Source organism: Secundilactobacillus angelensis (assembly GCF_012641075.1).
Taxonomy (GTDB): domain Bacteria; phylum Bacillota; class Bacilli; order Lactobacillales; family Lactobacillaceae; genus Secundilactobacillus; species Secundilactobacillus angelensis.
The window spans coordinates 113031-134126 of the sequence record NZ_JAAXLJ010000005.1; the positions used below are offsets into that span (position 1 = coordinate 113031).

General features: G+C 44.8%; 21 protein-coding genes. 14 read left to right on the forward strand and 7 right to left on the reverse strand.

All coding sequences use genetic code 11. The features are described 5' to 3' along the window. The first annotated feature begins 75 nt into the window (after positions 1–75). Both HC026_RS04230 and HC026_RS04235 read left to right on the forward strand, forming a co-directional pair. The gene (locus HC026_RS04230; RefSeq protein WP_168924744.1) at positions 76–1005 is read left to right on the forward strand and encodes an L-lactate dehydrogenase; all 930 of its coding nucleotides are present in this window, start codon (positions 76–78) and stop codon (positions 1003–1005) included. A 78-nt stretch (positions 1006–1083) separates the two neighbouring features. Continuing rightward, entirely contained in the window at positions 1084–1866 is a 783-nt protein-coding gene (locus HC026_RS04235) for an alpha/beta fold hydrolase (RefSeq protein WP_168924745.1), read from the forward strand. Positions 1867–1947: 81 nt separating this feature from the next. Here the strand turns inward: HC026_RS04235 and HC026_RS04240 are convergent, their stop codons facing one another. Further along, positions 1948–2898, reverse strand: coding sequence for a sugar-binding transcriptional regulator (locus tag HC026_RS04240; protein WP_168924746.1), 951 nt, complete (start codon positions 2896–2898; stop codon positions 1948–1950). A 221-nt stretch (positions 2899–3119) separates the two neighbouring features. Here HC026_RS04240 and HC026_RS04245 point away from each other — a divergent pair, with 221 nt between their 5' ends. From HC026_RS04245 to citG, 7 genes are read left to right on the forward strand one after another with little or no spacing between them, the layout of a single operon-like run. Continuing rightward, positions 3120–4310 (forward strand): NAD(P)-dependent malic enzyme, encoded by a 1191-nt coding sequence (locus HC026_RS04245; RefSeq protein ID WP_168924808.1) that lies wholly within the window; start codon positions 3120–3122, stop codon positions 4308–4310. A gap of 1 nt (position 4311) precedes the next feature. Next, positions 4312–5376, forward strand: a complete 1065-nt coding sequence (gene citC, locus HC026_RS04250) for a [citrate (pro-3S)-lyase] ligase (RefSeq protein ID WP_168924747.1) — start codon at positions 4312–4314, stop codon at positions 5374–5376. Continuing rightward, positions 5366–5659 carry a citrate lyase acyl carrier protein gene (gene citD / locus HC026_RS04255; RefSeq protein WP_168924748.1) on the forward strand — a complete coding sequence of 98 codons (294 nt, stop codon included), beginning with the start codon at positions 5366–5368 and terminating at the stop codon, positions 5657–5659. Before citC ends, citD begins: the two co-directional genes overlap by 11 nt. 1 nt (position 5660) lies before the next feature. Next, positions 5661–6575 carry a citrate (pro-3S)-lyase subunit beta gene (citE, locus tag HC026_RS04260; RefSeq protein WP_168924749.1) on the forward strand — a complete coding sequence of 305 codons (915 nt, stop codon included), beginning with the start codon at positions 5661–5663 and terminating at the stop codon, positions 6573–6575. Further along, on the forward strand, positions 6565–8103 hold the full coding sequence (gene citF, locus HC026_RS04265; protein WP_168924750.1) for a citrate lyase subunit alpha: 1539 nt from the start codon (positions 6565–6567) through the stop codon (positions 8101–8103). The genes citE and citF overlap by 11 nt, the downstream gene beginning before the upstream one ends. A gap of 40 nt (positions 8104–8143) precedes the next feature. Then, positions 8144–8698 carry a citrate lyase holo-[acyl-carrier protein] synthase gene (gene citX, locus HC026_RS04270; RefSeq protein WP_168924751.1) on the forward strand — a complete coding sequence of 185 codons (555 nt, stop codon included), beginning with the start codon at positions 8144–8146 and terminating at the stop codon, positions 8696–8698. Positions 8699–8700: 2 nt separating this feature from the next. After that, entirely contained in the window at positions 8701–9549 is an 849-nt protein-coding gene (gene citG / locus HC026_RS04275; RefSeq protein ID WP_168924752.1) for a triphosphoribosyl-dephospho-CoA synthase CitG, read from the forward strand. 59 nt (positions 9550–9608) lie between these two features. Here citG and HC026_RS04280 read toward each other — a convergent pair whose 3' ends face one another. Together HC026_RS04280 and HC026_RS04285 are read right to left on the reverse strand one after the other, a co-directional pair. After that, the gene (locus HC026_RS04280) at positions 9609–11528 is read right to left on the reverse strand and encodes a M13 family metallopeptidase (protein ID WP_168924753.1); all 1920 of its coding nucleotides are present in this window, start codon (positions 11526–11528) and stop codon (positions 9609–9611) included. Between the two features lie 441 nt (positions 11529–11969). Further along, positions 11970–12194 carry a hypothetical protein gene (locus HC026_RS04285; RefSeq protein WP_168924754.1) on the reverse strand — a complete coding sequence of 75 codons (225 nt, stop codon included), beginning with the start codon at positions 12192–12194 and terminating at the stop codon, positions 11970–11972. A 246-nt stretch (positions 12195–12440) separates the two neighbouring features. Between HC026_RS04285 and HC026_RS04290 the strand changes: the two genes are divergently transcribed. From HC026_RS04290 to HC026_RS04300, 3 genes are all read left to right on the forward strand, one after another. Beyond that, positions 12441–12869, forward strand: coding sequence for a universal stress protein (locus HC026_RS04290; RefSeq protein WP_168924755.1), 429 nt, complete (start codon positions 12441–12443; stop codon positions 12867–12869). Positions 12870–13019: 150 nt separating this feature from the next. Further along, on the forward strand, positions 13020–14756 hold the full coding sequence (locus HC026_RS04295; protein WP_168924756.1) for an ABC transporter ATP-binding protein: 1737 nt from the start codon (positions 13020–13022) through the stop codon (positions 14754–14756). Beyond that, positions 14749–16551, forward strand: coding sequence for an ABC transporter ATP-binding protein (locus tag HC026_RS04300; protein WP_168924757.1), 1803 nt, complete (start codon positions 14749–14751; stop codon positions 16549–16551). Before HC026_RS04295 ends, HC026_RS04300 begins: the two co-directional genes overlap by 8 nt. Positions 16552–16629: 78 nt before the next feature. On the opposite strand, the gene HC026_RS12885 is transcribed toward HC026_RS04300, so the two are convergent. Beyond that, positions 16630–16752, reverse strand: a complete 123-nt coding sequence (locus tag HC026_RS12885) for a hypothetical protein (RefSeq protein ID WP_263850118.1) — start codon at positions 16750–16752, stop codon at positions 16630–16632. 183 nt (positions 16753–16935) lie between these two features. Between HC026_RS12885 and HC026_RS04305 the strand changes: the two genes are divergently transcribed. Together HC026_RS04305 and HC026_RS04310 are read left to right on the forward strand one after the other, a co-directional pair. Further along, positions 16936–18072: a YibE/F family protein gene (locus HC026_RS04305; RefSeq protein WP_168924758.1), complete on the forward strand. Its 1137-nt coding sequence runs from the start codon at positions 16936–16938 to the stop codon at positions 18070–18072. After that, entirely contained in the window at positions 18051–18818 is a 768-nt protein-coding gene (locus HC026_RS04310; protein WP_168924759.1) for a YibE/F family protein, read from the forward strand. Before HC026_RS04305 ends, HC026_RS04310 begins: the two co-directional genes overlap by 22 nt. 47 nt (positions 18819–18865) lie before the next feature. Here HC026_RS04310 and HC026_RS04315 read toward each other — a convergent pair whose 3' ends face one another. The 3 genes from HC026_RS04315 to HC026_RS04325 all read right to left on the reverse strand — a co-directional run bounded on the left by HC026_RS04315 (position 18866) and on the right by HC026_RS04325 (position 21092). After that, positions 18866–19867: a peptidoglycan recognition protein family protein gene (locus HC026_RS04315; RefSeq protein ID WP_240891013.1), complete on the reverse strand. Its 1002-nt coding sequence runs from the start codon at positions 19865–19867 to the stop codon at positions 18866–18868. Positions 19868–20157: 290 nt separating this feature from the next. Beyond that, positions 20158–20622 (reverse strand): Fur family transcriptional regulator, encoded by a 465-nt coding sequence (locus tag HC026_RS04320; RefSeq protein ID WP_168924761.1) that lies wholly within the window; start codon positions 20620–20622, stop codon positions 20158–20160. Between the two features lie 80 nt (positions 20623–20702). Then, positions 20703–21092, reverse strand: coding sequence for a GNAT family N-acetyltransferase (locus HC026_RS04325; protein WP_168924762.1), 390 nt, complete (start codon positions 21090–21092; stop codon positions 20703–20705). Between the last annotated feature and the right edge of the window lie 4 nt (positions 21093–21096).

The window sequence follows — 21096 nt, forward strand, 5'->3', positions numbered from 1 at the left end:
AAATGCAGTATAATGAATGTGACATAAATAACAAACACATTGGGTATCAGGATCGACTGAAAGGAGACCATCATTATGATTAAAAAACACCGTAAAGTATTACTAGTGGGTGACGGCGCAGTTGGCTCATCATTTGCATTCTCACTTCTTCAAAACTGTGGCATCGATGAATTAGTCATCGTTGACATTCAAAAAGAACACGCTGAGGGTGATAGTCTTGATTTGGAAGACCTGACACCAATGATGATGCCAGCTCAAATCAGAACTGGCGAATATTCAGACGCTGCGGATGCAGATATTGTGGTTCTGACCGCTGGCGTTCCCCGTAAGCCAGGTGAAACTCGCTTAGACCTTGTCAATAAGAACACTAAGATTTTGGAATCAATCGTTACGCCAGTTGTTAATAGCGGTTTTAATGGGGTCTTTGTTGTTTCTGCTAACCCAGTTGACATCCTGACTGCTTTGACTCAACATATTTCTGGCTTCCCTAAGAACCGTGTTATCGGTACCGGTACCTCATTAGATAGTGCCCGCTTACAAGTGGCGCTCAGCAAGGAATTAGATGTCAGCACCAGTGATGTTGACGCCTACGTCTTAGGCGAACACGGCGACAGTTCATTTGCTGCTTATAATGAAGCAACGGTTAACGGTCAACCATTATTGAGCTTACCAAACGTCGATCGTGACCGTTTAGCTCAGATTGAAGAAGACGTTAAGAAAAAGGGTGGCGCCATCATCAGCCGTAAGGGCGCAACGTTCTACGGTGTTGCTGTCAGCTTGATGAAGATTTGCCGGGCCATCCTGTTAGATGAAAACCTGGTAATGCCAATTTCAGCACCAGTCAGTGGCCAATATGGTTTGGAAGATGGCTATATCGGTACACCAGCCGTTATTAACGGTAGTGGTATTCGTCAGGTGATTGAAGTTAGTTTAACTGACGAAGAAACCGTCAAGATGCAAGAATCAGCACGGAAGATGAACGAAGTTTTACTCGCTGCTGAATAATTAACTGTTAAAATAGAATTAATTAAACGAGTTGGGTAAGCAATTACTGACAACTCGTTTTTTAGTTGAGGTGGAAAAATGGACTTTATTACAAGCGATCACGTCAAACTTTCCTATACGGATGAGGGCGATGGTCAACCAGTGTTATTGCTAGGCGGTATTGGTAGCTACCGAGAGATCTGGTTACCCACTAAGCAGTTTTTGATTGCAGCCGGTTACCGGGTAATTAACTTAGATGCTAGAAATCAGGGTGCTTCACAGCGGACAATTAAAGGTAGACGGATCAGTAGGCACGCAATCGACGTGCAGGAATTGTTGGCACACCTAGAAGTGAATCAGGTGATTGGTGTCGGTAATTCCATGGGTGCCAGCACGCTGTTTGCGTACGTGTCGTTGTTTGGTACACAACAGTTCAGTGCTATTGTTGATATTGATCAAAGTCCTAAAATGATCAGCGATAAAACGTGGCAGTATGGGTTTAAGGGGCTGACTTGGGAAACCTTTCCTGGGATGCTAAAATTCCCGTTAGGCTCGGGAACCGCCACGCCAGTTTCCGAAGAGGTCCGTGCCGGTGTTCAGACTGCTAGACAGGCCCATCCGTATGATAGTGACGAAAATTATGCTTGTCTGGTAGACCATGCTTTCCAAGATTGGCGGGACGTCCTGTTGGGTTTACAGGTACCCTTATTAGTGATTGCTGGGGGAAAGTCGCCTTATTTTGATCCGAAATTTGCGAAAGCTGCAGCTAATTTGGCGCCACAGGGACAGTCACAAGTCATCAATAATGCCGGCCATATAGTGATGGCTGAACAACCAGCAGCGTTTAATGAAGTGTTGGCTACCTTTCTGAAACAGCTATGAACAAATGACCAGTGTTGGCTCAAGTAAAAAAAGCACTATTCGGCTAGAAAGTCGAAATAGTGCTTTTAATTTACTCTCAGATTATGATCGATCCATTTCAAGCAAAACGCGATTGGCAACGGACTCGTTGGTGACAAAGTCCGTTAACAGACCACCGCGTAGTGCACCCAATAAAGCGCGTCCTTTGAACTTACTCTTGACGATGGCTAACCGGTGCGGCACCGTCAAAATGGCATCTAGTGATGCGCCAAAGAGCTTATCGTGACCGGTATTTAGAATATGCCCGTCAATGTCATACGGACGGCCGTACAGCATCCCAGCGACATCGTCCGGTTCAATTTCTCCCAGGATCTCGTTGCGATGGTTACGCCAGAGGGGAATGGAATCTACAGAGGCCAATGTACCGACACCGGCAAATAGCAGATCCATTTTAGCCATGGTAGTAAAGGCTGATACCAATGCTGGTTCCTGTTTTAGGGCAGTCCGGGTGGAATCGTTGATGATGTATAAAGGTGCTGGAATCGTTCTGAAACTTGCACTGAACTTAGTCGCAGCCTTTTGAACTAACGGCGTCGCTCCAAGGGTTGAGTTGTATTTTAAATTATCACCCATGAACTGAGTAAAGACGAGATCATCCATGATTTCAGACTGGAAATGGTTGATGACGTTGGCTACGGTACCACCCCAACCAACGCCAATCACCGTACTGCGGTGCAGCATGTCCTGAATTTCTTCAGCGGCAAATTCGACAACGTTTTCATAGTCTTCATTGGTATTATCGGCGTCTTTGAGAATGAAGGCGTTTTGAAGGTCAAACTGTTTCTTAAACCGTGCTTCCATCTCCATGTTTCGGTCAATGGGAGCATTGATTGAGATTTTAACTAAGCCATTGTTTAAGGCGTCATCTAATGACTTAGTGATCAGATAACGGCTGAGATTGTATTTTTTAGATATTTGCGAAATGGTGAGTTTAGATAGGTAGTAATCACGGGCAATGTTCGCCAGTTGCTCGCGAGATTTCATGTTATCCAACGGGGTTCCTCCTTTAAAATCGGACATAAAAATCACTTCACCACTATCATATCATGTTCAAACCAAAATGCTCACTTTTTTAAACAGTTTTATCAGAACAGAAATTGTTATTTTAAAAATATAAAAAATCTGATTTATATTTGAAAAAGTTAAAAAGACGGAGTAAACTATAAGTGTAGTGGAGTTTGATAATAATATCACAAGTGTTTATTTTGGAAGGAATGGTGCGATTGACTGATAATAATGAAATTTTGAGAGTGCATGAGGATCATACTGGTGTCTTGGATATCCAATCCGACCTTGGTGTACATAATAAAACCGATTTAGGCAAAGCATATACGCCTGGAGTTGCAGTTCTTTCCAAGCTGATTGCCAAGCATCCGGAACTCAAAAACAAATATACGGTTAGCGGTAAATTAGTTGCGTTGATTACAGATGGTTCAGCTGTTTTGGGCTTAGGAAACATTGGCCCAGCTGGTGGTTTACCCGTTATCGAAGGTAAAGCCTTACTGTACAAGGATTTGGCTAATATTAATGCTATTCCAATTGCAGTTAACCAAGTATCGACTGACGAAATCGTCAAGACCATTCAGAATATGTCGCAGTCATTTGCAGGTATTCATTTGGAAGACATTGCGGCACCAAAGTGTTTTGAGATTGAAGAAGCACTGAGTCAATCTCTGGATATTCCCGTGTATCACGATGACCAAGAAGGCACAGCCATTGTTGTTCTAGCAGGGCTGATCAATGCTGCCAAAGTTGTCGCTAAAAAATTAGAATACCTCCACGTGGTTATTAATGGAATCGGTGCGTCCGGTTTAGCTACTGCTAAGTTATTGTATGCAGCTGGTATCACACACTTGACACTCGTTGATGTCTACGGGGTAGTTACACCTGATGACACTCGGTATAATAAGTACCAGCGCGAGTTTGCAGCCAAGATCAAGGCAAATAATGACCAAAAGAACCTGAAGCTGACAGACGTTATGGATGACCAGGATGTTTTCGTTGGTCTGTCTGATCAGCACTTGTTATCTGGTCATGATGTGCAACGGATGGCTAAGGATCCAATCGTCTTTGCGTTGGCTAATCCGGTACCCGAAATCGAACCTGATGAAGCTGCCAAAGCTGGTGCAAAGGTTATCGCTACTGGTTCAAGTCAGCACCCTAACCAAGTGAATAACATTTTGGCATTCCCTGGTTTATTTAAGGGCTTGCTTGCTAGCGGGATTACCCACGTTGATGCAAAGTTGCAGTTAGTGGTCGCTAAAGCATTAGCTAGCGTCGTTGAAACACCAACAGCTGAAGAAGTCGTTCCGGGTGTCTTCAATGAACGAGTAGTTGAAATGGTAAGCCAAGCTGTCGTTGATTACAGCGATGGTGAGAAAGAAGAATTGATTACGGAGGCCTGATATGGACAATCAAATTGTCGATCTGTATCTTAGCAACCCCAAAGTAAAAGCGGACTGGGAAGCTTTCTTAACGAGTTTGAATATCACTAATTTCTCAGCTAATGAGGTCGATCAAATCGACTATACGATTGGTATTTATAACGGTGATGACCTTGTTGCCACCGGCTCCGTTGCTGGCAATGTGCTGAAATACATTGGCGTCTGCAACAAGGGCGTGACCACGGGTTCCAGATTCAATGCGATTGTTTCGGAACTAGTGAACCGTCAATTTGCGCAGCACGTTTATCACTTATTTGTGTTCACCAAACTCAAATATAGTGAGAGCTTCCAGCACATTGGTTTCAGCGAGCTGGCACATTCAGACGAGGCGGCGTTCTTAGAAACGGGAAGTCCGGATGTTCACGACTTTCTGGCTGAGATTCCGCGCGTTGATGGTCAGGACGACAAACAAGTCGCTGGTATTGTCATGAACGCTAATCCGTTTACCCGCGGCCATCGTTACTTGGTGGAGCAGGCTGCAAGTCAAAACGACCTAGTCTACGTGTTCGTCGTGAATACGGATGCTTCGTTATTTACCACCGCAGAACGGTTCCAATTAGTAAAGGATGGTACGGCTGACTTGGACAACGTCATCGTGGTTAATGGTGGCGACTACATGGTTAGCTACGCCACGTTCCCAGCCTATTTCTTAGCGTCACCGAATCAGGCAGTGACATACCAAACGACCTTGGACGCCCGCATCTTTCGGAACGTCATCGCTCCGGCATTGAACATCAAGGCCCGTTACGTTGGTTCCGAGCCGTTATCGCGGACAACCAATATTTACAACGAAGTGCTGAAACGGGAATTACCACCTGCAGTTGAGGTGAAGGTAATTGATCGTAATCAGGCACTCACAAGTGATCAGCAAGTGATCACTGCAACACAAGTTAGACAGCTCATCAAAAATGGTGAGACAAGCAGTTTAGCGGCCCTTGTGCCGGAGACGACTGCTTCGTTTATCCAGCATCATTTAACAACCCTACAAAAACGGATTCAGGAAGGAATGAACATTGATGGAAATTAAGGATACAGCCGTTGCTGGTACTTTGGAGTCATCAGATATTCAGATTATGATCTCTAAAGCTGCCGACGGAATTCAGATTGATTTACAGTCCGATGTTGAAAAACAGTTCGGCGACCAAATTCGTCAGGTCATTACAACAACGCTTAATAACTTAGGCATTAACGCAGCTAAGGTAAAAGCGGTAGACAAAGGTGCGCTTGACTGTGTGATCAAGGCCCGTACGATTGCGGCAGCGCAACGTGCTAGTCAGACCACCGATCAACCAGCATGGGAGGTATTATAAAATGGCTGAAAATGAAGAACGTTTACGTCGGACAATGATGTTTGTTCCGGGTAATAACCCAGCAATGGTGAAGGATGCCGGTATCTATGGCGCCGACTCCATCATGTTTGACCTTGAAGATTCCGTTTCACTGTCAGAAAAGGATGCTGCGCGTGTCTTAGTATACGAAGCACTTCAGACCCAAGATTACGGCAATGCTGAATTAGTTGTCCGTGTTAACGGCCAAGATACTGAATTCTACGCCAACGATGTTAAGGCAATGGTTAAAGCCGGAATTGACGTTATTCGTCTCCCGAAGGCTGAATCTGCAGACATGGTAAAACAGCTTGAAGCTGATATTTTAGCTGCTGAAAAAGAATTTGGCAGAGAAGTCGGTTCAACTCATCTGATGGCGGCGATTGAAAGTGCAAAGGGTGTGCTTAATGCACCTCAAATTGCTGCAGCTTCAGACCGGATGATTGGGATCGCTTTATCAGCTGAAGATTACACCACTGATATGAAGACCCACCGTTATCCAGATGGCGCCGAACTTGAATTCGCCCGTAACATGGTGCTTCATGCTGCCCGTGCGGCAGGTGTGGCTGCTTTTGATACCGTCTTTACCAACATGGACGATACAGAAGGCTTCTACCGCGAGACAGAATACATTCACCAACTTGGTTTCGACGGCAAGTCACTGGTTAACCCTCGTCAAATCGAAATGGTTAACAAAGTCTACGAACCAACGCAAAAGGAAATTTTGAACGCTAAGAACGTGATCAACGCCATTGAAGAAGCCCGCCTTAAGGGTTCGGGTGTTATTTCAATGAACGGTCAAATGGTTGACCGGCCAGTTGTTCTACGTGCGCAACGTGTAATGGGGCTCGCTAAGGCGTCCAACCTAGTTGATGAGGAGGGTAATTACATTGAAAAATAGTGTTAATCGCGACTTACCAGAAGATGTTATGAAGGATTTAAATTATCAACCATTTGAATCCACCGAAATTGGTCACCCAGAGATTCAGCGGGTTGCCCCTAAAGTGCACGTTTCTACCGGAGACGACAAGGTTGTGACCTCAATCAAGCAAGTCATTAAGGATACGTTAAAAGATGGTATGACCATCTCTTTCCATCACCACTTCCGAAACGGTGACTTTGTATTCAATATGGTGATGCGTGAAATTATCGATGCTGGTTACAAGGACTTAACCTTAGCACCCTCATCACTGACTGGTGTCATGAATGATTTAGTGATTGAAGCCATTAAGGCTGGTACCATTACTCACATCACCAGTTCAGGGATGCGCGGTTCACTGGGTGATTTCGTGTCACACGGCGGTTTAAAGAACCCAGTTATTTTCCGTTCACACGGTAACCGTGCCCGGGCAATCGAACACGGCGACATTAAGATTGACGTTGCCTTCTTGGGTGTGCCTAACGCGGATGCACTTGGTAACGCTAACGGTATGGAAGGTGACGCTGTCTTTGGTTCATTGGGTTATGCTTTAATGGATGCCCAATACGCCGACAAAGTCGTTTTATTGACTGATAACATTGTGAGCTACCCAAACACACCAGCTTCAATCAAGCAGACCCAAGTGGACTACGTGGTTAAAGTTGATAAGGTCGGGGACCCTGATAAGATTGGTTCTGGCGCTACTCGTTTCACTAAGGACCCTAAGGAATTAAAGATCGCCGCTACGGTTAACGACGTCATTGTTAACTCACCATACTTCAAGGACGGCTTCTCGTTCCAAACTGGTTCAGGTGGTGCTGCCTTAGCTGTTACCCGTTACCTGCGTCAATCAATGATCGACAACCAGATCAAAGCATCATTTGCCTTGGGTGGGATTACTAAGCCAACTACCGATCTGTTAAAAGAAGGTTTGGTCGACAAGGTCATGGATGTGCAAGACTTTGACAAGGGCGCTGCCGATTCCATGCACACCAGTGCCAACCAACAAGAAATCGATGCTTCATGGTACGCTGATCCTGATAACAAGGGTGCCATGGTTGATCAATTGGACGTTGTGATCTTGAGTGCCTTAGAAATTGACACCAAGTTCAATGTCAACGTCATGTCTGGCTCCGATGGCGTGATTCGTGGTGCTATTGGTGGTCACCAAGATGCCGCAACGGCTAAATTGACCATCATTTCCGCACCACTAGTTCGTGGTCGGATCGCAACCATCGTGCCAGATGTCACGACTGTTGTGACACCAGGTGATTCTGTTGACGTTTTGGTTACTGAATACGGGATTGCAATCAACCCTAAGCGCAAAGATCTTCAAAAGGCGCTTGGCAACTTGCCTGGTGTGCCGGTTTACAAGATTGAAGACCTCCAAAAGTTGGCTGAACAAAAAGTGGGTAAGCCAAAGCCGCTTGAATTCACTGACCGTACCGTTGCTATGATTGAATACCGTGATGGCTCAATCATTGACACCATTAAAGAAGTTAAGGATTAATATCGTTTAAGAACTGTTATTCCCTGAAAGGACTGAGTTGATGACCGCCATTTTCCAAACTGGTCAGCCGCAAGAAATCACTGATGTGCTTGAGAACCGTGACGCACGGGTGGCACTGCAGCAGCAATTGCTGACACGTTACCCAGACGAAACGTTGCTTGCCATCAAACTGAATATTCCTGGGCCAATTAAAAACAACCAACAAATCAAGCGGTTATTTACCGCTGGTATGCAACGCTTTTATGACCAGCTAGGGGCGCAGACTCGCCACTTTCATACGTTGACGCAATGGGACAAGCCAACTGGAAATGAGCTATTCATTACCGTTGAGCTTGATCCAACGGCAGCCAAACAGTTAGCCGTTGATTTTGAAGATCACGATCATCTGGGGCGTCTATTCGACGTGGATGTTTTGCGAGCTGGTCGGGAGCGGGCATTATCCCGTTCGGATTTTAATTTGCCAGTGCGAAAGTGCTTAATCTGCAATCGTGAAGCAAAGGATTGTGCGCGCTCTAGACGTCATTCTGTAACTGAATTACAGGCTCGAATCAGTGAGATTTACACTACTGAATTTGAGCCTACAGGAGGACGTTAGGCATGAATGACACTGAAAAAGACACGTTGGTTGGCGATGCTTTACGTGCGTTACTGTATGAAGTTAGCGTCAATCCGAAACCGGGGCTAGTTGACCCGGTGTCTAGCGGCCCCCATCCCGATATGGATGTGTTTACCTTTATTGATAGTGCCATGAGTCTACGATTGTATTTCAACCAGTGCGTGACGCAGGGGACCACTTTTCAAGGCAATGATCTGAAAGAACTGTTCTTAGCTATTCGCCCCGCTGGAGTTGAGGCGGAAAAGACTATGTTCCAGGCTACTAAAGGCGTTAACACGCATAAGGGTGCAATCTTTTCTCTAGGTGTTCTAGTGACAGCTGATGCATATCAGAGTGCTCATAGCGAGTTCTCAACGCAGCAAATTGTTCAGTTAATGCTAAAGAATCTGACTGCTAACGACTTTAAGGGATTGGCTGATAAAGCGCCTGAAGCGTTAACAGCTGGTGAGAAAGAATATTTAACCTATGGTATTAAAGGTATTCGCGGTGAAGCTGAAGCGGGTTTTCCAACGGTCATGACCGTTGGGTTGCCAGCCTTGCGCAAACACCAAGGAACAATTAATCAGCGGCTGCTAGACACACTGATGACCATCGTGGGCAACAGTGTAGACACTAACTTAGTGAAGCGTGCTCAAACCAACGATATCGTCCACTGGGCGCATCAGCAGTCAGAACAGTACTTCGCTCTAGGTGGCAGTCGAACGGCTCAGGGAATGGTATTTCTTAACGAATTAAACGAGATTTTTACTGCCCGCAACCTCAGTTTGGGTGGGTCAGCGGATTTACTGATTCTCACCATTTTTATGGGATTACGTGAGGGCATCATCTGAAGACCGAAAAGAAGGGTCAACGTTCATCGTGAACGTTGACCCTTCTTTGTTGTCTTAAATTACCAAATTTTAACGCGGTCTTCAGGTGCTTTGTACATCTTATCTCCTGGTTGAATATCAAAAGTACTAAAGAAATCATCCAGGTTTTGGACTTGAACGTTGGCCCGCAGTTTAGCTGGGGCGTGAACGTCGATGGACAGTAGCAGCTGTTCGCGTTCCGGAGTAGCTTTTTGGCGCCAAATCTTGGCCCAGTTCAGGAAGAAGGCGTTCAGATCGACATCGGGTTCACCCTTAGCGGCCTCTAACGCACAGCTCAGACCACCACCGTCAGCAATGTTTTCGGATACAGTGAGCTTACCATTCACTTTTTGACCAGCGTATGGCAGACCATCAAACTCCTTGATCATGTTTTCGGCTAATTTGTGGAAATGTTCGTTATCTTCTTTGGTCCACCAGTTGTTCAGACTGCCGTTTTCATCAAATAACGATCCGTTGTTATCAAAGGCGTGCGAAATTTCGTGGGCGATAACTGCCCCGATGCCGCCAAAGTTTTCACTGGAAGACTGTTTGAGACTGTAGAATGGTGCTTGAAGAATTGCAGCTGGGAAGACGATGATGTTATAGAACGGATGGAAGTAGGCGTTCACGGTTGAGGCACTCATTTCCCAACGAGTACGATCGACTGGTTGGTTCCAGCGGGCAAAATCGTCCTCATTCCGGATGCGAGTAAAGGCCATCACGTTCGATAAGACACTGCCGCCTTCACTTGCAGGCGTTACTTTAAACTTACTGTAAAGCGGGTCAATTTTGTCTGGATAGCCAACTTGAATACCCAACTTGTCAAGCTTTAAGACGGCCTTTTCACGTGTGGCCTTGCCTAACCAAGTATTGTTAGCCAAACGCTTTTTGTAGACGTTGACCATTTTAACAACCATGTCATGAACATCTTGTTTAGCAGCTTCACCAAAGTATTTACGGCCATAATAGTCACCAACGACTTGATCGAAAACTCCGGTAGCTAAGTCGTAAGCAGCTTTTTCTTGACTACGGGCTTCTTTTCGGCCACTCATTGCTCTGCCATATATGGTACTGGTTTGCCGCTGTTCTTCAGTTAAGTAGCTAGAAAGTCCCATCACTGTTTTGAACAGTAACCAGCTCTTCATCATCTCGAAGTTGTCATCGGTTAATAAATCACCCAATGCGTCAAAATAGGCAGGTTCGGTTGCAATGATCTTTTCTGGGGTACCGTTGACCAAAGAGGTAATGGCGGTACGTAAGTCGAGCTTATCAGTGCTACCAGCGATTTGATCGAGTGTCCGAGGGTTGTACATTTTACTGTAATCGGCGCCCTCTTCCGCAGACTTAACGTGGGGTGCGATTAATTTATCAAATGCAGTTGCCTGTTCAATAATGGTTTGAGCTTCGGCTTCTTCATAACCAGCCTGCTGGAATAATTGAGCCATCATCTTTTGCAGGACGGGCATTAATTGTTTAGCAGCCTGATTGTCCTTATCATAATAGGTTTTATCGGGCAAGAACAGGCGCGGACCACTAGCAAATAAAGCGTACTTAGTGGAGTCTTTCATGTCAGAATCAATATCAAGTGAAAATGGGGTTGGCAGACCGCTTAAAATCCAATCAGCCAACTGATCACTAAGGTCATGATAGTTCTTGAGGGCTTCGATGCGGTCAAGGTAAGGCTTTAAAGGTGCGCTGCCATCTTTTTCACGCTTATTGAAGTCACTAACCAGTTCATAAAACTGCTTAAATTCGCTCATTTCAGCATTTTCAGGTTTTAACTTGCCGGCTAATAAGTCCTTAAAGTCAGCCATTAAGGTTTTCTCAATCCCGTCTGAAAGGTCAGTAAAACCACCAGTAGTGGAGTGATCACCAGGAATCGTAGCTGTTTTAAGCCACTCGCCATTTACCGCGTCGTATAGATCCGTTTTGATTAAACTCTGATCAATTTTATCTGCCATTTGATAACCTCCATCTTGTATGTAAACTGTTTTCATTATACTGCTACGCTGACTAGTTTGACACCAAATGTAATGGTGAATTACCCGCCGCTAAAGTCACCAGCGTTTAACTGCGATATTGCTTTTAGAATATCACTAGCAAACGTATGTTCTCATTATACTATATCTCAACCAGATTACCAGCTCACGATGCAAGAAAAAGCAATTCATGACTTCCTCGACTTCAATATAGCCTAATCGAGCGTCAAAACTCAGATTCCGGCCATGCAATACAAATAAGACTAATCCCGACAAAGTACAACGGGATTAGTCTTATTTGTGTTACACTCTGGAATCAACCGAGTTTTGTCACTCACTCTGCCAATTTATTATTCACGCGCGACTTCAGTTTGGTAACAACCCAACGAATCGTAAGTTGAGCTTCAGAAAGTTGGTTTCTGTTTAAATTTTCCACCAGTTTTTTTCGATCACAGTGACGTCGCTTAGTTCATCTAAGTCAAATTTTTCGATGTCCCCGTTGTGTGTCAGATAAAATACACCGTGATTTGGTGACGTGTTGACCATTCCAGTGATTGCTTTAGAAGGGCTTAAGCTCAGCTTGATGACCCAGTTATGGTGGTAGGCTTCTTTAATAGTTGATAATAAATTGTTAGTTGTTTCTTGCATTGATAATCCCCCCGATTTGAAAACTCATGATTCATTATAGGGAGCTAAAATTTGGAATTCAATCTTGACATTTCGACCAGGTAAAGTGACGTACTGTTGCGTTAGGATTTACAAGCAGAAAAAAATTTGACCACAATTTTCATGAAAACGGGGCTGAAAATTATTGGTTGATTTGAGTACGTATTTCTACGTTAGCGCTTTCAAATGTGGTAGCATAAAACTAAATAAGTAGTGGAGGTGTCGCTTATGTTTGAGAAAATTTTGGTGCCTGTTGATGGTAGTGAAAATGCTTACCGGGCACTTGATGCAGCGGTTGACATTGCTAAACATTATGAGTCCAAAATCACGGTAGTTGCAGTGGCCAATGACCAGAGCTACACCCAGTACGGCGCGATTTTTGGTGACGACATTATGGCACATATGAAGCAACAGGCTGAGGAGACGTTGAAGACTGCCAAGGCCCGAGCGAAGGATGCCGGCGTAGACGTTGAGACGGACTTCGAGGTTGGAATCCCCAAACAAGCCATTTCCGAAACATTACCAGACTTGCTTGATACCACTTTGACGGTGATTGGCAAGTCAGGTGTTCACGGCTTGAATCGAGCAATCATGGGCTCGACCACCGGGTATGTTGTTCGCCGCTCCATCACACCGGTACTGGTTGTGGGCGAGTAAACTTATTTAACAGTCAGATAAAGAAGCATGCACTTTGTGAGTTTAGACAGCGCATGCTTTTTGCTTGTAAATAGCAAGTGTTTCTACCATCAAATTAGTCGGACTCGTGATAAACTTACGGTAATTTCAATACGTGGGGGTGTGTCAGCAATGCTACACACGTTATTAAAATCGGTTCGTGAGTACCGGCTGCAAACAATTATATCGCCGTTGATCGTCGTGTCAGAGTCCGCCATTGAGACGCTGATTCCGTTTTTGATGGCCGCTATTATTGATCAGGGAATTCGCCCTGGTCATTTGTCAGTGGTCATTCGAGTTGGTGTTTTGCTATTATTGATGTCTTTACTCTCACTGACGTTAGGTGCCAGTGCAAGTTGGTTTTCAAGTCAGGCAGCTGCCGGTTTTGCTAAGAATCTTAGGCACGATATCTTCAGCAAAATTCAAACCTTTTCTTTTCAAAATCTGGATCACTTTGCTACTTCCAGTCTAGTGACCCGGCTGACCACTGATATTACTAACATCCAGACCGCATATCAAATGCTGATCCGGGTGGCGGTCCGGGCGCCTTCCATGCTGTTATTTTCAATCATCATGGCTTTTTTGGTAAGTCGTCAGGCCGGGTGGCTGTTCGTTTGCGTTGTACCAGTGCTCGCGATTGGGCTGTTCTTCATTGTAAAAAAATCGCGACCGTTATTTCGGCAGGTTTTTAGACAATACGACAAACTAAACAGGGTCGTTCGAGAAAACCTTCGGGGAATTCGAGTGGTCAAAACTTATGGTCAACAAGGGGCTGAAATTTCAAAGTTTCGTCAGTCGGCCAAAGAAATTGCCCAAGTTTTTGCTAAGGCACAACGGATCGTTGCCCTTAATATGCCCCTGATGCAGTTCGTCATTAGTACCACTATGCTGATTCTATCGTGGCTGGGCGCTAAACTGATTGTTGGGAAGGCCCTAGAGATTGGCCAGTTTGTGAGTTTATTTACCTATAGTATTTCCATTCTGTATAGTTTGAACATGCTGGCAATGATTTTCTCCCAACTTTCAGTTTCGCAGGCTTCCGCAGAGCGAGCAGTGGAGGTGCTAGAAACCGCCCCTGATATTGTGGCGGTAGCCAATGCTGAAACTGAAGTACCTGATGGCAACATTGATTTTGAGCATGTGAGCTTTAGTTACCCTGGGACGGATGATGATCAGCTTAGCGACGTTAATTTGCACATTAATAGCGGTGCAGTGGTTGGCATTATTGGTGAGACCGGTACCTCAAAAACCACTTTAGTTTCACTAATTCCACGGCTATACGACGCTGCCAGCGGTGTTGTTCGCGTTGGCGGTAAAAACGTCCGCCAGTATGCACTGAAAACCTTGCGTGACCAAGTGGCCATGGTACTGCAAAATACCATTTTGTTTTCCGGCACGATTCGCGAAAATCTCAAATGGGGCAATCCAACCGCAACGGATGAACAGTTAAATCACGTACTTGAACAAGCCCAAGCTAAGAGCTTTGTAGACGGGTTGCCAGATGGATTGGATACCCAAATTGAACAGACGGGTCAAAACGTTTCGGGTGGACAGCGACAGCGGCTGACGATTGCCCGAGCACTGCTGAAACAACCTAAAATCTTGATTTTAGATAATGCGACCAGTGCCACTGATACGCAGACTGAGGCGCGGATTCGACAAGCGTTTAAACGTGAGCTACCAAACGTCACTAAGCTGATGATCACACAACGGGTCGCCAGTATTATTGACGCGGATCAGATTATTATCATGAAGCGTGGTGGCATTGAGGCAGTTGGTACACACGCTGAACTGATGGCAAGTAACCAGTGGTACCGGCAACTCTACCAGGCACAGCAGAAGCAGACCGGGGGTGACCACCATGAATAAGCGACGTAGGACACTCTGGCGGCTTCTAAAATTACTTGTGAGAGATTATAAGGGTTGGCTAACGATCAGTCTAATAGCGATCATTTTAAGCGCTTTATCGGGTGTGGCAGGCTCGTTGTTCATTCAGCAACTGATTGATCATTATATTATGCCGCTGACCCGCGCGGCAAATCCAGACTTTAGATCCTTATTATTTGCAATTGGTGTGATGGCACTGATCTTCTATGCAGGGGTGATTGCCACTGTGATCTATTCGCAGATTATGGCGGTCATTGGTCAGCGAATTCAAGAAGCCATTCGAGACCAGATGTTTGAAAAAATGCAGACACTTTCGCTGCGTTACTTTGATCAAAATGACTATGGCAACGTGATGAGTCGCTATACTAACGATGTGGACACGCTGATGCAGCTGATCACACAAAGTTTTCCTCAGTTCGTGGTGGCACTTTTCAACGTAACCTTTGCGTTAGCCGCGATGTTACTGTTAAGTCCCGTTTTGACTGTGGTTTCACTGGTGATTTTTGCGACCAGTATTGTTATTGTTCGCTGGTTAACCCACCATAGTGCTAAGTATTTCCGTGCTCAGCAGGCTTCTTTGGGACAGTTGGACGCGTTTGTTGAAGAAATGCTGAACGGCGAGCGGGTCATCAAGGTATTTTCACACGAAAAGCAGGTGCAAGCAGAATTCGAGACGTACAATGAGACACTTCGTAATGATGCTCGATACGCTAATGGATTTGCCACCATGCTGTTTCCAATCATGGGTAATATGGGTAATCTCCTATATGTACTGATTGCTGTATTGGGTGGAGGTTTGGCCATTATGCACCCAACACTGATCACCTTGGGGACCATCGCAGCATTTCTGCAACTTAGTCGTTCTTTCAGCCAGCCAATCGCACAGATTTCTCAACAATTAAATTCAATCGTACAGGCCATGGCTGGTGCCGGTCGGATTTTCCAATTATTGGATGAGACACCGGAAGATGATCAGGGAACAACCACCTTGGTCAAGGAGGGTGAAAGTTGGTTCTGGCAGCCAGCTGATGCTTCGCGGCCACGGGTACCAGTAAAGGGTCATATTCAATTTACCCACGTTAACTTTACTTATCCGCAATCTCATGCAGGGTTACATGACTTAAATTTCGACGCACAGGCAGGTGCTAAAATTGCCCTAGTCGGCGAGACTGGGGCAGGGAAGACAACGACCACCAATATGTTAAATCGGTTCTACGATATTGATAGCGGTCAAATTATGTATGATGGTGTGGACATCTCAACGATTAAAAAGGCCGATTTACGTCGGGCGTTGGCGATTGTCTTACAGGATACGCATTTGTTTACAGGAACGATTAGAGACAACATTCGGTATGGGATTCCAGAGGCGGATGATTCGGCGGTGATTGCTGCAGCACAATTAGCTCGAGCAGACGTTTTTATTAAGGACTTACCAGCAGGTTATGATACTGAAATCTCTGGTGATGGTGAGGAATTGTCTTCCGGGCAGCGTCAGATGCTCGCCATAGCCCGGGCAGCCATTGTGGATCCACCGGTGATGATCTTAGATGAAGCGACTTCCAACATTGACACGCGAACAGAACGGTTGGTCCAAGCTGGGATGGACAATCTCATGGCCAACCGGACAACGTTTGTGATTGCTCATCGGTTGTCCACGGTCTTTAATGCTGATTTGATACTAGTCATCGATAACGGCCGAATCATTGAACGGGGGACTCACGAGGAATTGTTGAAACTTCATGGGCGGTACTATGAACTCTATCAAGGATTAGCATGAAAAAAGTCTCATTTAAGTGACCATGCATAGTCGCTTAAATGAGACTTTTTTACCTGCAATGCTTGCGATTAACAAGAATTACTTCTTGTTTTCGCTCTTAAGCCATTGTTGCAAGTTTGAAATTTCTTTTTGGCGCTTGGCGTCCTTCTTTTGGTTCACTGGACGGCGGCCTTGTACGCCATGTGGATGTGCTTTTCTCATGTGTCTAACCCTCACTTTTTGAATATGGTGTAATCAATCACTCGACCATTCTACCCTATATACCCACCCAATTGCAAGAATAGTTGTTAAAAAATAAAACTAACGGTTAGTTTAAATCTGCAAGGACAGTTAATTCAGTCATGGTCATTATGATATGATGGTTTGTGACAAGGTGGTAGTGAAATGATAGATGAAGCAGACAAGCAGCATTCATTTTGGCGGCGCTGGTGGCCCTATTTTGTGGTCATTTTAGGTGGCTTATTAGTATTGGGTGTCGCCCATGATGATGGATTGTACCAGACCCCGATTTTAAGCATCCAATCGGTGAAAAAAATGAGTTCGCAAAAGCAGTCCGATCAATTCAATAATGAAGATCAGCAAGTCGAACAACAACTCCGTGGTGTGATTACGAATGGTCAGCACAAAGGCCGACAGCTGACAATTGATAATACCTATTTAAAGTCACAGGCGACAACCTTAGGCTATCACACAGGGCAAAAAGTTTTTTTGACGGTTCACCACAATCACGGGAACCTTTCAGCGACTATCAGTAATCTTAAACGGGATACAGCTTTGGCATTTACCGCGTGGTTGACAGTTAGTCTACTATTAGTATTGATGCGCTTTAGTGGCTTAATGGCGCTGACCAGCGTGATTGTGAATGGCGTGCTTTTCTGGTTGGCTGTGAATTGGAATACGAACACTCAAGGCGGCATCGTACTCGTGATATTCGGTGGCTTGGCCATTGTCTTTGCGGCACTCACGTTATTGATTGTGATTGGTTTCAACCGGCAGATGCTCATGACGCTGTTGGCAACGATTGGTGGGACTGCGCTGTCAATCATTGTGGCGTTGGTCGTTTTTGCGTTAACGCATGAACGTGGCGTGTATTACGAATCAATGCAGTACGTGACACAGCTACCGCGACCGCTATTTTTAGCAGAAACGATTCTTGGCTCGTTAGGGGCCGTGATGGATGAATCCACCGATATCATTGCGTCGCTAATGGCGCTGAAAGCCGAAAAACCGGATATTTCAGCCAAACAAATTTTTAAGTCAGGCAGGCAAATTGGGGGCGAGATAATGGGGCCGTTAGTTAACGTGTTATTCTTTATCTTCGTCGCTGAAACGTTGCCCTTAGCGCTACTATTTCTGAAAAACGCCAATTCGTGGGGATATACCTTTAACATGACCATGTCTCTTGGCGTCGTTCAGAGTCTCATCAGTGGGATTGGGATCGTGTTAACGATTCCGCTGGCTTGTGGGATTACAAGTTTAATGATTGGAGGTCATCAGTCATGGGGACGATTACGGCATTAGGATTATTATTATTGATTTGCATGGTAGTTGTGGGCGGTACTCAGGGATTACAGGCGTGGATCAGTTTAATCTTTAATTTTGCGGCGCTGTTCTTTGCTATGGTGCTGATGGCCTTTCACTTGTCGCCGGTTTTGGTGACCTTAGTGACTGGAGTCATCGTACTTGCCATGACTATTTTTCTTGGTGGTAATGATTCAAATAGTACCATGGTGGCCTTCTATGCTTCCGTGGCAGTTTTGATTCTACTGGTGATTTTAATTATTCCAATTGAACACTGGGCTCAGATTCAAGGCTTCGGTCAGGAAGACAGTGAAGATCTTGAAGGGATGTCGACGATATTAGGTATCAGCTATTTAAACGTGGCGGTCTCCACGGCAATTCTAAGTACTTTAGGCGCGATTGCTGAAGCGGCGATTGCCATTGCAGCTGGACTAGCAGAAATTCTCGAACAGCACCCTAAAATTACGTTGAAGAACTTGCAAGGGGCTGGCTTCAAAGTTGGTTCGCAAATCATTGGGACCACTTTTAACACGTTGTTCTTCGGTTTCTTCGGTGGTTTCTTGGCATTATTCATTTGGTTCGCTGGGGTCCACTATTCGCTGGGTGAGATTTTAAATGATAAAATTCTGGTCGGTGAGGTTCTGATGGTCCTATTTTCAATGATGTCAGTGATTGCCACGATTCCACTAACGACTTGGGCCATGGTGGCCAGTGAGCGTCAGGCAAGAAAGAAGTTTGTGAAATAAAAAAACGGCAGCTCCGATTGGAGTTGCCGTTTTCGAATACTGATGAATTAGTTTAAATCCAGTGCGCCTGAATATGCCCAGTACTGTTTTGCGTTTGCATCAGTACTGAAGGTAAAACGATACCAAGTGGTACCGGCCTTATCTTTAACACCCTTATTGTTGATGTAGACTGTTTTACCAGTTGTGGCACCAACGGATGTCCAGCTGTATTTGGTCATATTAGCATAGGCATTTTTAACGTGATTGTAGAGGCGATAGCTTGCGTAATTACTTGATAACTTACCAGTTGCTGTCGTCTTAGTATAGGTCACCTTGTCCAGTGGGGTAGCGGATGAAGAACTGCTTGGTGTTGATGCAGAACCGCTAAAATCGCTGTAGTAGTAAGAGTGAACTAACTGATAGAAAGCAGCCATCGTGTAGCCTTGACCAAAGTATTTCTTACCAGTAGTTGAGTAATAGCCCACTGGATCGGTATGGTTAGATCCACCGAGGTACTTAGCTACTGCACCATGAGACCAAACAGTTCCCTTACCATCGTAAGCCGCATCGTTTGGCTTCAAACCATATTGGTGAAGCAGTGATGCAGTATACCAAGCAGCGTTGGCAACTTCGTGTGCGAAGGCGCTCTTGCTATGCACTTCGACTTGTTCAAACTGGACAAATCGCGCGTTACCAGGGAAACCAACTCCCCAAGCAAGGTAATTCGTGTTGGCAATGTTGATAATGCGTGATGCATCAACAAAGGAATGGACGAAAGCGTTGTTGTAGTGAGCTTTCATATAAGCGATTTCGTTGTAAATCGTAGAACTTGGGTTGGCAGTTTCATGCACAACCACACCTTCTGGCTTACCAGTACCATGACGGTAAGCATTCTTTGGAAAGCCACCCCAAATGCTTTTGGTCACTTTTGCAGGTGTAATATTTTGACTTGAAATATAGTTATTTACGGCTGAACTAGCGGCATGAGCAGTAGTTGTACTGGTAGCACCCACTGTGAATAAAGTCAGCATCCCAGTAACTAATAACGAAAATTTTGGAAACTTCTTCACATTTATCATCTCTCTATAAACAAATTTTTAATGAACGGTCGATTCATTCTCTGAAGCTATACTACCGAGAAAAAAGTGCATTGACAAGTTAGCTATTACCGTGAAAGCCTAATATTACAGTTATAGACGTTGCTTTGGTAGGCTAAAACGAGCTTATTTTCATTCTTGTTAAAAACAGGTAACAAAACTCTTAAGGCTCAAGTATTTACACCATTATCAGCAGATTATAAAAGCCGAATCAACTTAATGTTCAAGTTAATTCGGCTTTTATAGTTGTAGGTTACCGTTGATTACGAGGCGAGTGTCACACCTTTTGCTTGGCATTCAGGGCAAAGACCGTAAAGCTCGATATGGCAGGCATTGAAGCTGTAGCCAGATTGTTTCTTGGCGGTATTTTGTAGCATACCGTCAATCTGTGGCAAGTTTGGATCATAGATATCCGTTACTTTTCCGCAATTCTCACAAATTGCGTGATAGTGAGGACGACCGAAGAAGTCATACCGAACACCACCGTTCTCGTTAGGAATTTCAATGACAATTCCCAGTTCAACAAAGAGGTTTAACGTGTTATAAACAGTGGCTAAGCTGAGCGTTGCCATTTGAGGTGCCAGTTCCTTGTAGATTTCTTCGACTGGCGGATGATTTTCATGAGTCATTAAGTAGTCTAGAATTAGTTTACGCTGAGGGGTGATACGAACGTGCTGTTCACGAAGCTTATCAAGTGCAGTACTCAGTGTTGCGTCCGGTTCTTTCATGACTATGGTCTCCTTTCAGATTAGAGTAATTATTAGTTACCCTTATTAAAACACTTTTGTTAGAAAGATTCCAGAGAACCTTATTTTAATTTAAGGGTCAATTGGCTACTTTGAAGCTGATTTTTTGAAAATTCAGTTAAATAGGTTTGAATTTCTTCTATCAGTGTCTGATCATCATTGTTGACCCTGGTGATCGTGAGCTCAGCTGACTTAAAGCTTCCGTTGACCGGTGCAAGGTGAACGATGCCGATAAAGTTATCCTTTTGCTTGTCGCCAATTCCCCAGGTCAAGGCTTGGTCGTTCATGACAGTGCTCATTTCTCTGTTAATGTAGTTGGCTGTTTCAATCATTGTTTCACTAGGGTTCATGGTACGGCGTAAAGTATTGACATCCTTTACTTTAAAATTAGTCAGCCAATTAAGCTGGTAATGCGGGGTTAATATTGGGTGATAAAGTTCGAATTTTGACATGCTA

Coding starts and splice junctions, on each gene's coding strand:
- HC026_RS04230 (WP_168924744.1), top strand. CDS start 76: ATGATTAAAAAACACCGTAAAGTATTACTAGTGGGTGACGGCGCAGTT.
- HC026_RS04235 (WP_168924745.1), top strand. CDS start 1,084: ATGGACTTTATTACAAGCGATCACGTCAAACTTTCCTATACGGATGAG.
- HC026_RS04245 (WP_168924808.1), top strand. CDS start 3,120: ATGGTGCGATTGACTGATAATAATGAAATTTTGAGAGTGCATGAGGAT.
- citC (WP_168924747.1), top strand. CDS start 4,312: ATGGACAATCAAATTGTCGATCTGTATCTTAGCAACCCCAAAGTAAAA.
- citD (WP_168924748.1), top strand. CDS start 5,366: ATGGAAATTAAGGATACAGCCGTTGCTGGTACTTTGGAGTCATCAGAT.
- citE (WP_168924749.1), top strand. CDS start 5,661: ATGGCTGAAAATGAAGAACGTTTACGTCGGACAATGATGTTTGTTCCG.
- citX (WP_168924751.1), top strand. CDS start 8,144: ATGACCGCCATTTTCCAAACTGGTCAGCCGCAAGAAATCACTGATGTG.
- citG (WP_168924752.1), top strand. CDS start 8,701: ATGAATGACACTGAAAAAGACACGTTGGTTGGCGATGCTTTACGTGCG.
- HC026_RS04280 (WP_168924753.1), bottom strand. CDS start 11,528: ATGGCAGATAAAATTGATCAGAGTTTAATCAAAACGGATCTATACGAC.
- HC026_RS04285 (WP_168924754.1), bottom strand. CDS start 12,194: ATGCAAGAAACAACTAACAATTTATTATCAACTATTAAAGAAGCCTAC.
- HC026_RS04290 (WP_168924755.1), top strand. CDS start 12,441: ATGTTTGAGAAAATTTTGGTGCCTGTTGATGGTAGTGAAAATGCTTAC.
- HC026_RS04295 (WP_168924756.1), top strand. CDS start 13,020: ATGCTACACACGTTATTAAAATCGGTTCGTGAGTACCGGCTGCAAACA.
- HC026_RS04300 (WP_168924757.1), top strand. CDS start 14,749: ATGAATAAGCGACGTAGGACACTCTGGCGGCTTCTAAAATTACTTGTG.
- HC026_RS12885 (WP_263850118.1), bottom strand. CDS start 16,752: ATGAGAAAAGCACATCCACATGGCGTACAAGGCCGCCGTCCAGTGAAC.
- HC026_RS04305 (WP_168924758.1), top strand. CDS start 16,936: ATGATAGATGAAGCAGACAAGCAGCATTCATTTTGGCGGCGCTGGTGG.
- HC026_RS04310 (WP_168924759.1), top strand. CDS start 18,051: ATGGGGACGATTACGGCATTAGGATTATTATTATTGATTTGCATGGTA.
- HC026_RS04320 (WP_168924761.1), bottom strand. CDS start 20,622: ATGAAAGAACCGGACGCAACACTGAGTACTGCACTTGATAAGCTTCGT.
- HC026_RS04325 (WP_168924762.1), bottom strand. CDS start 21,092: ATGTCAAAATTCGAACTTTATCACCCAATATTAACCCCGCATTACCAG.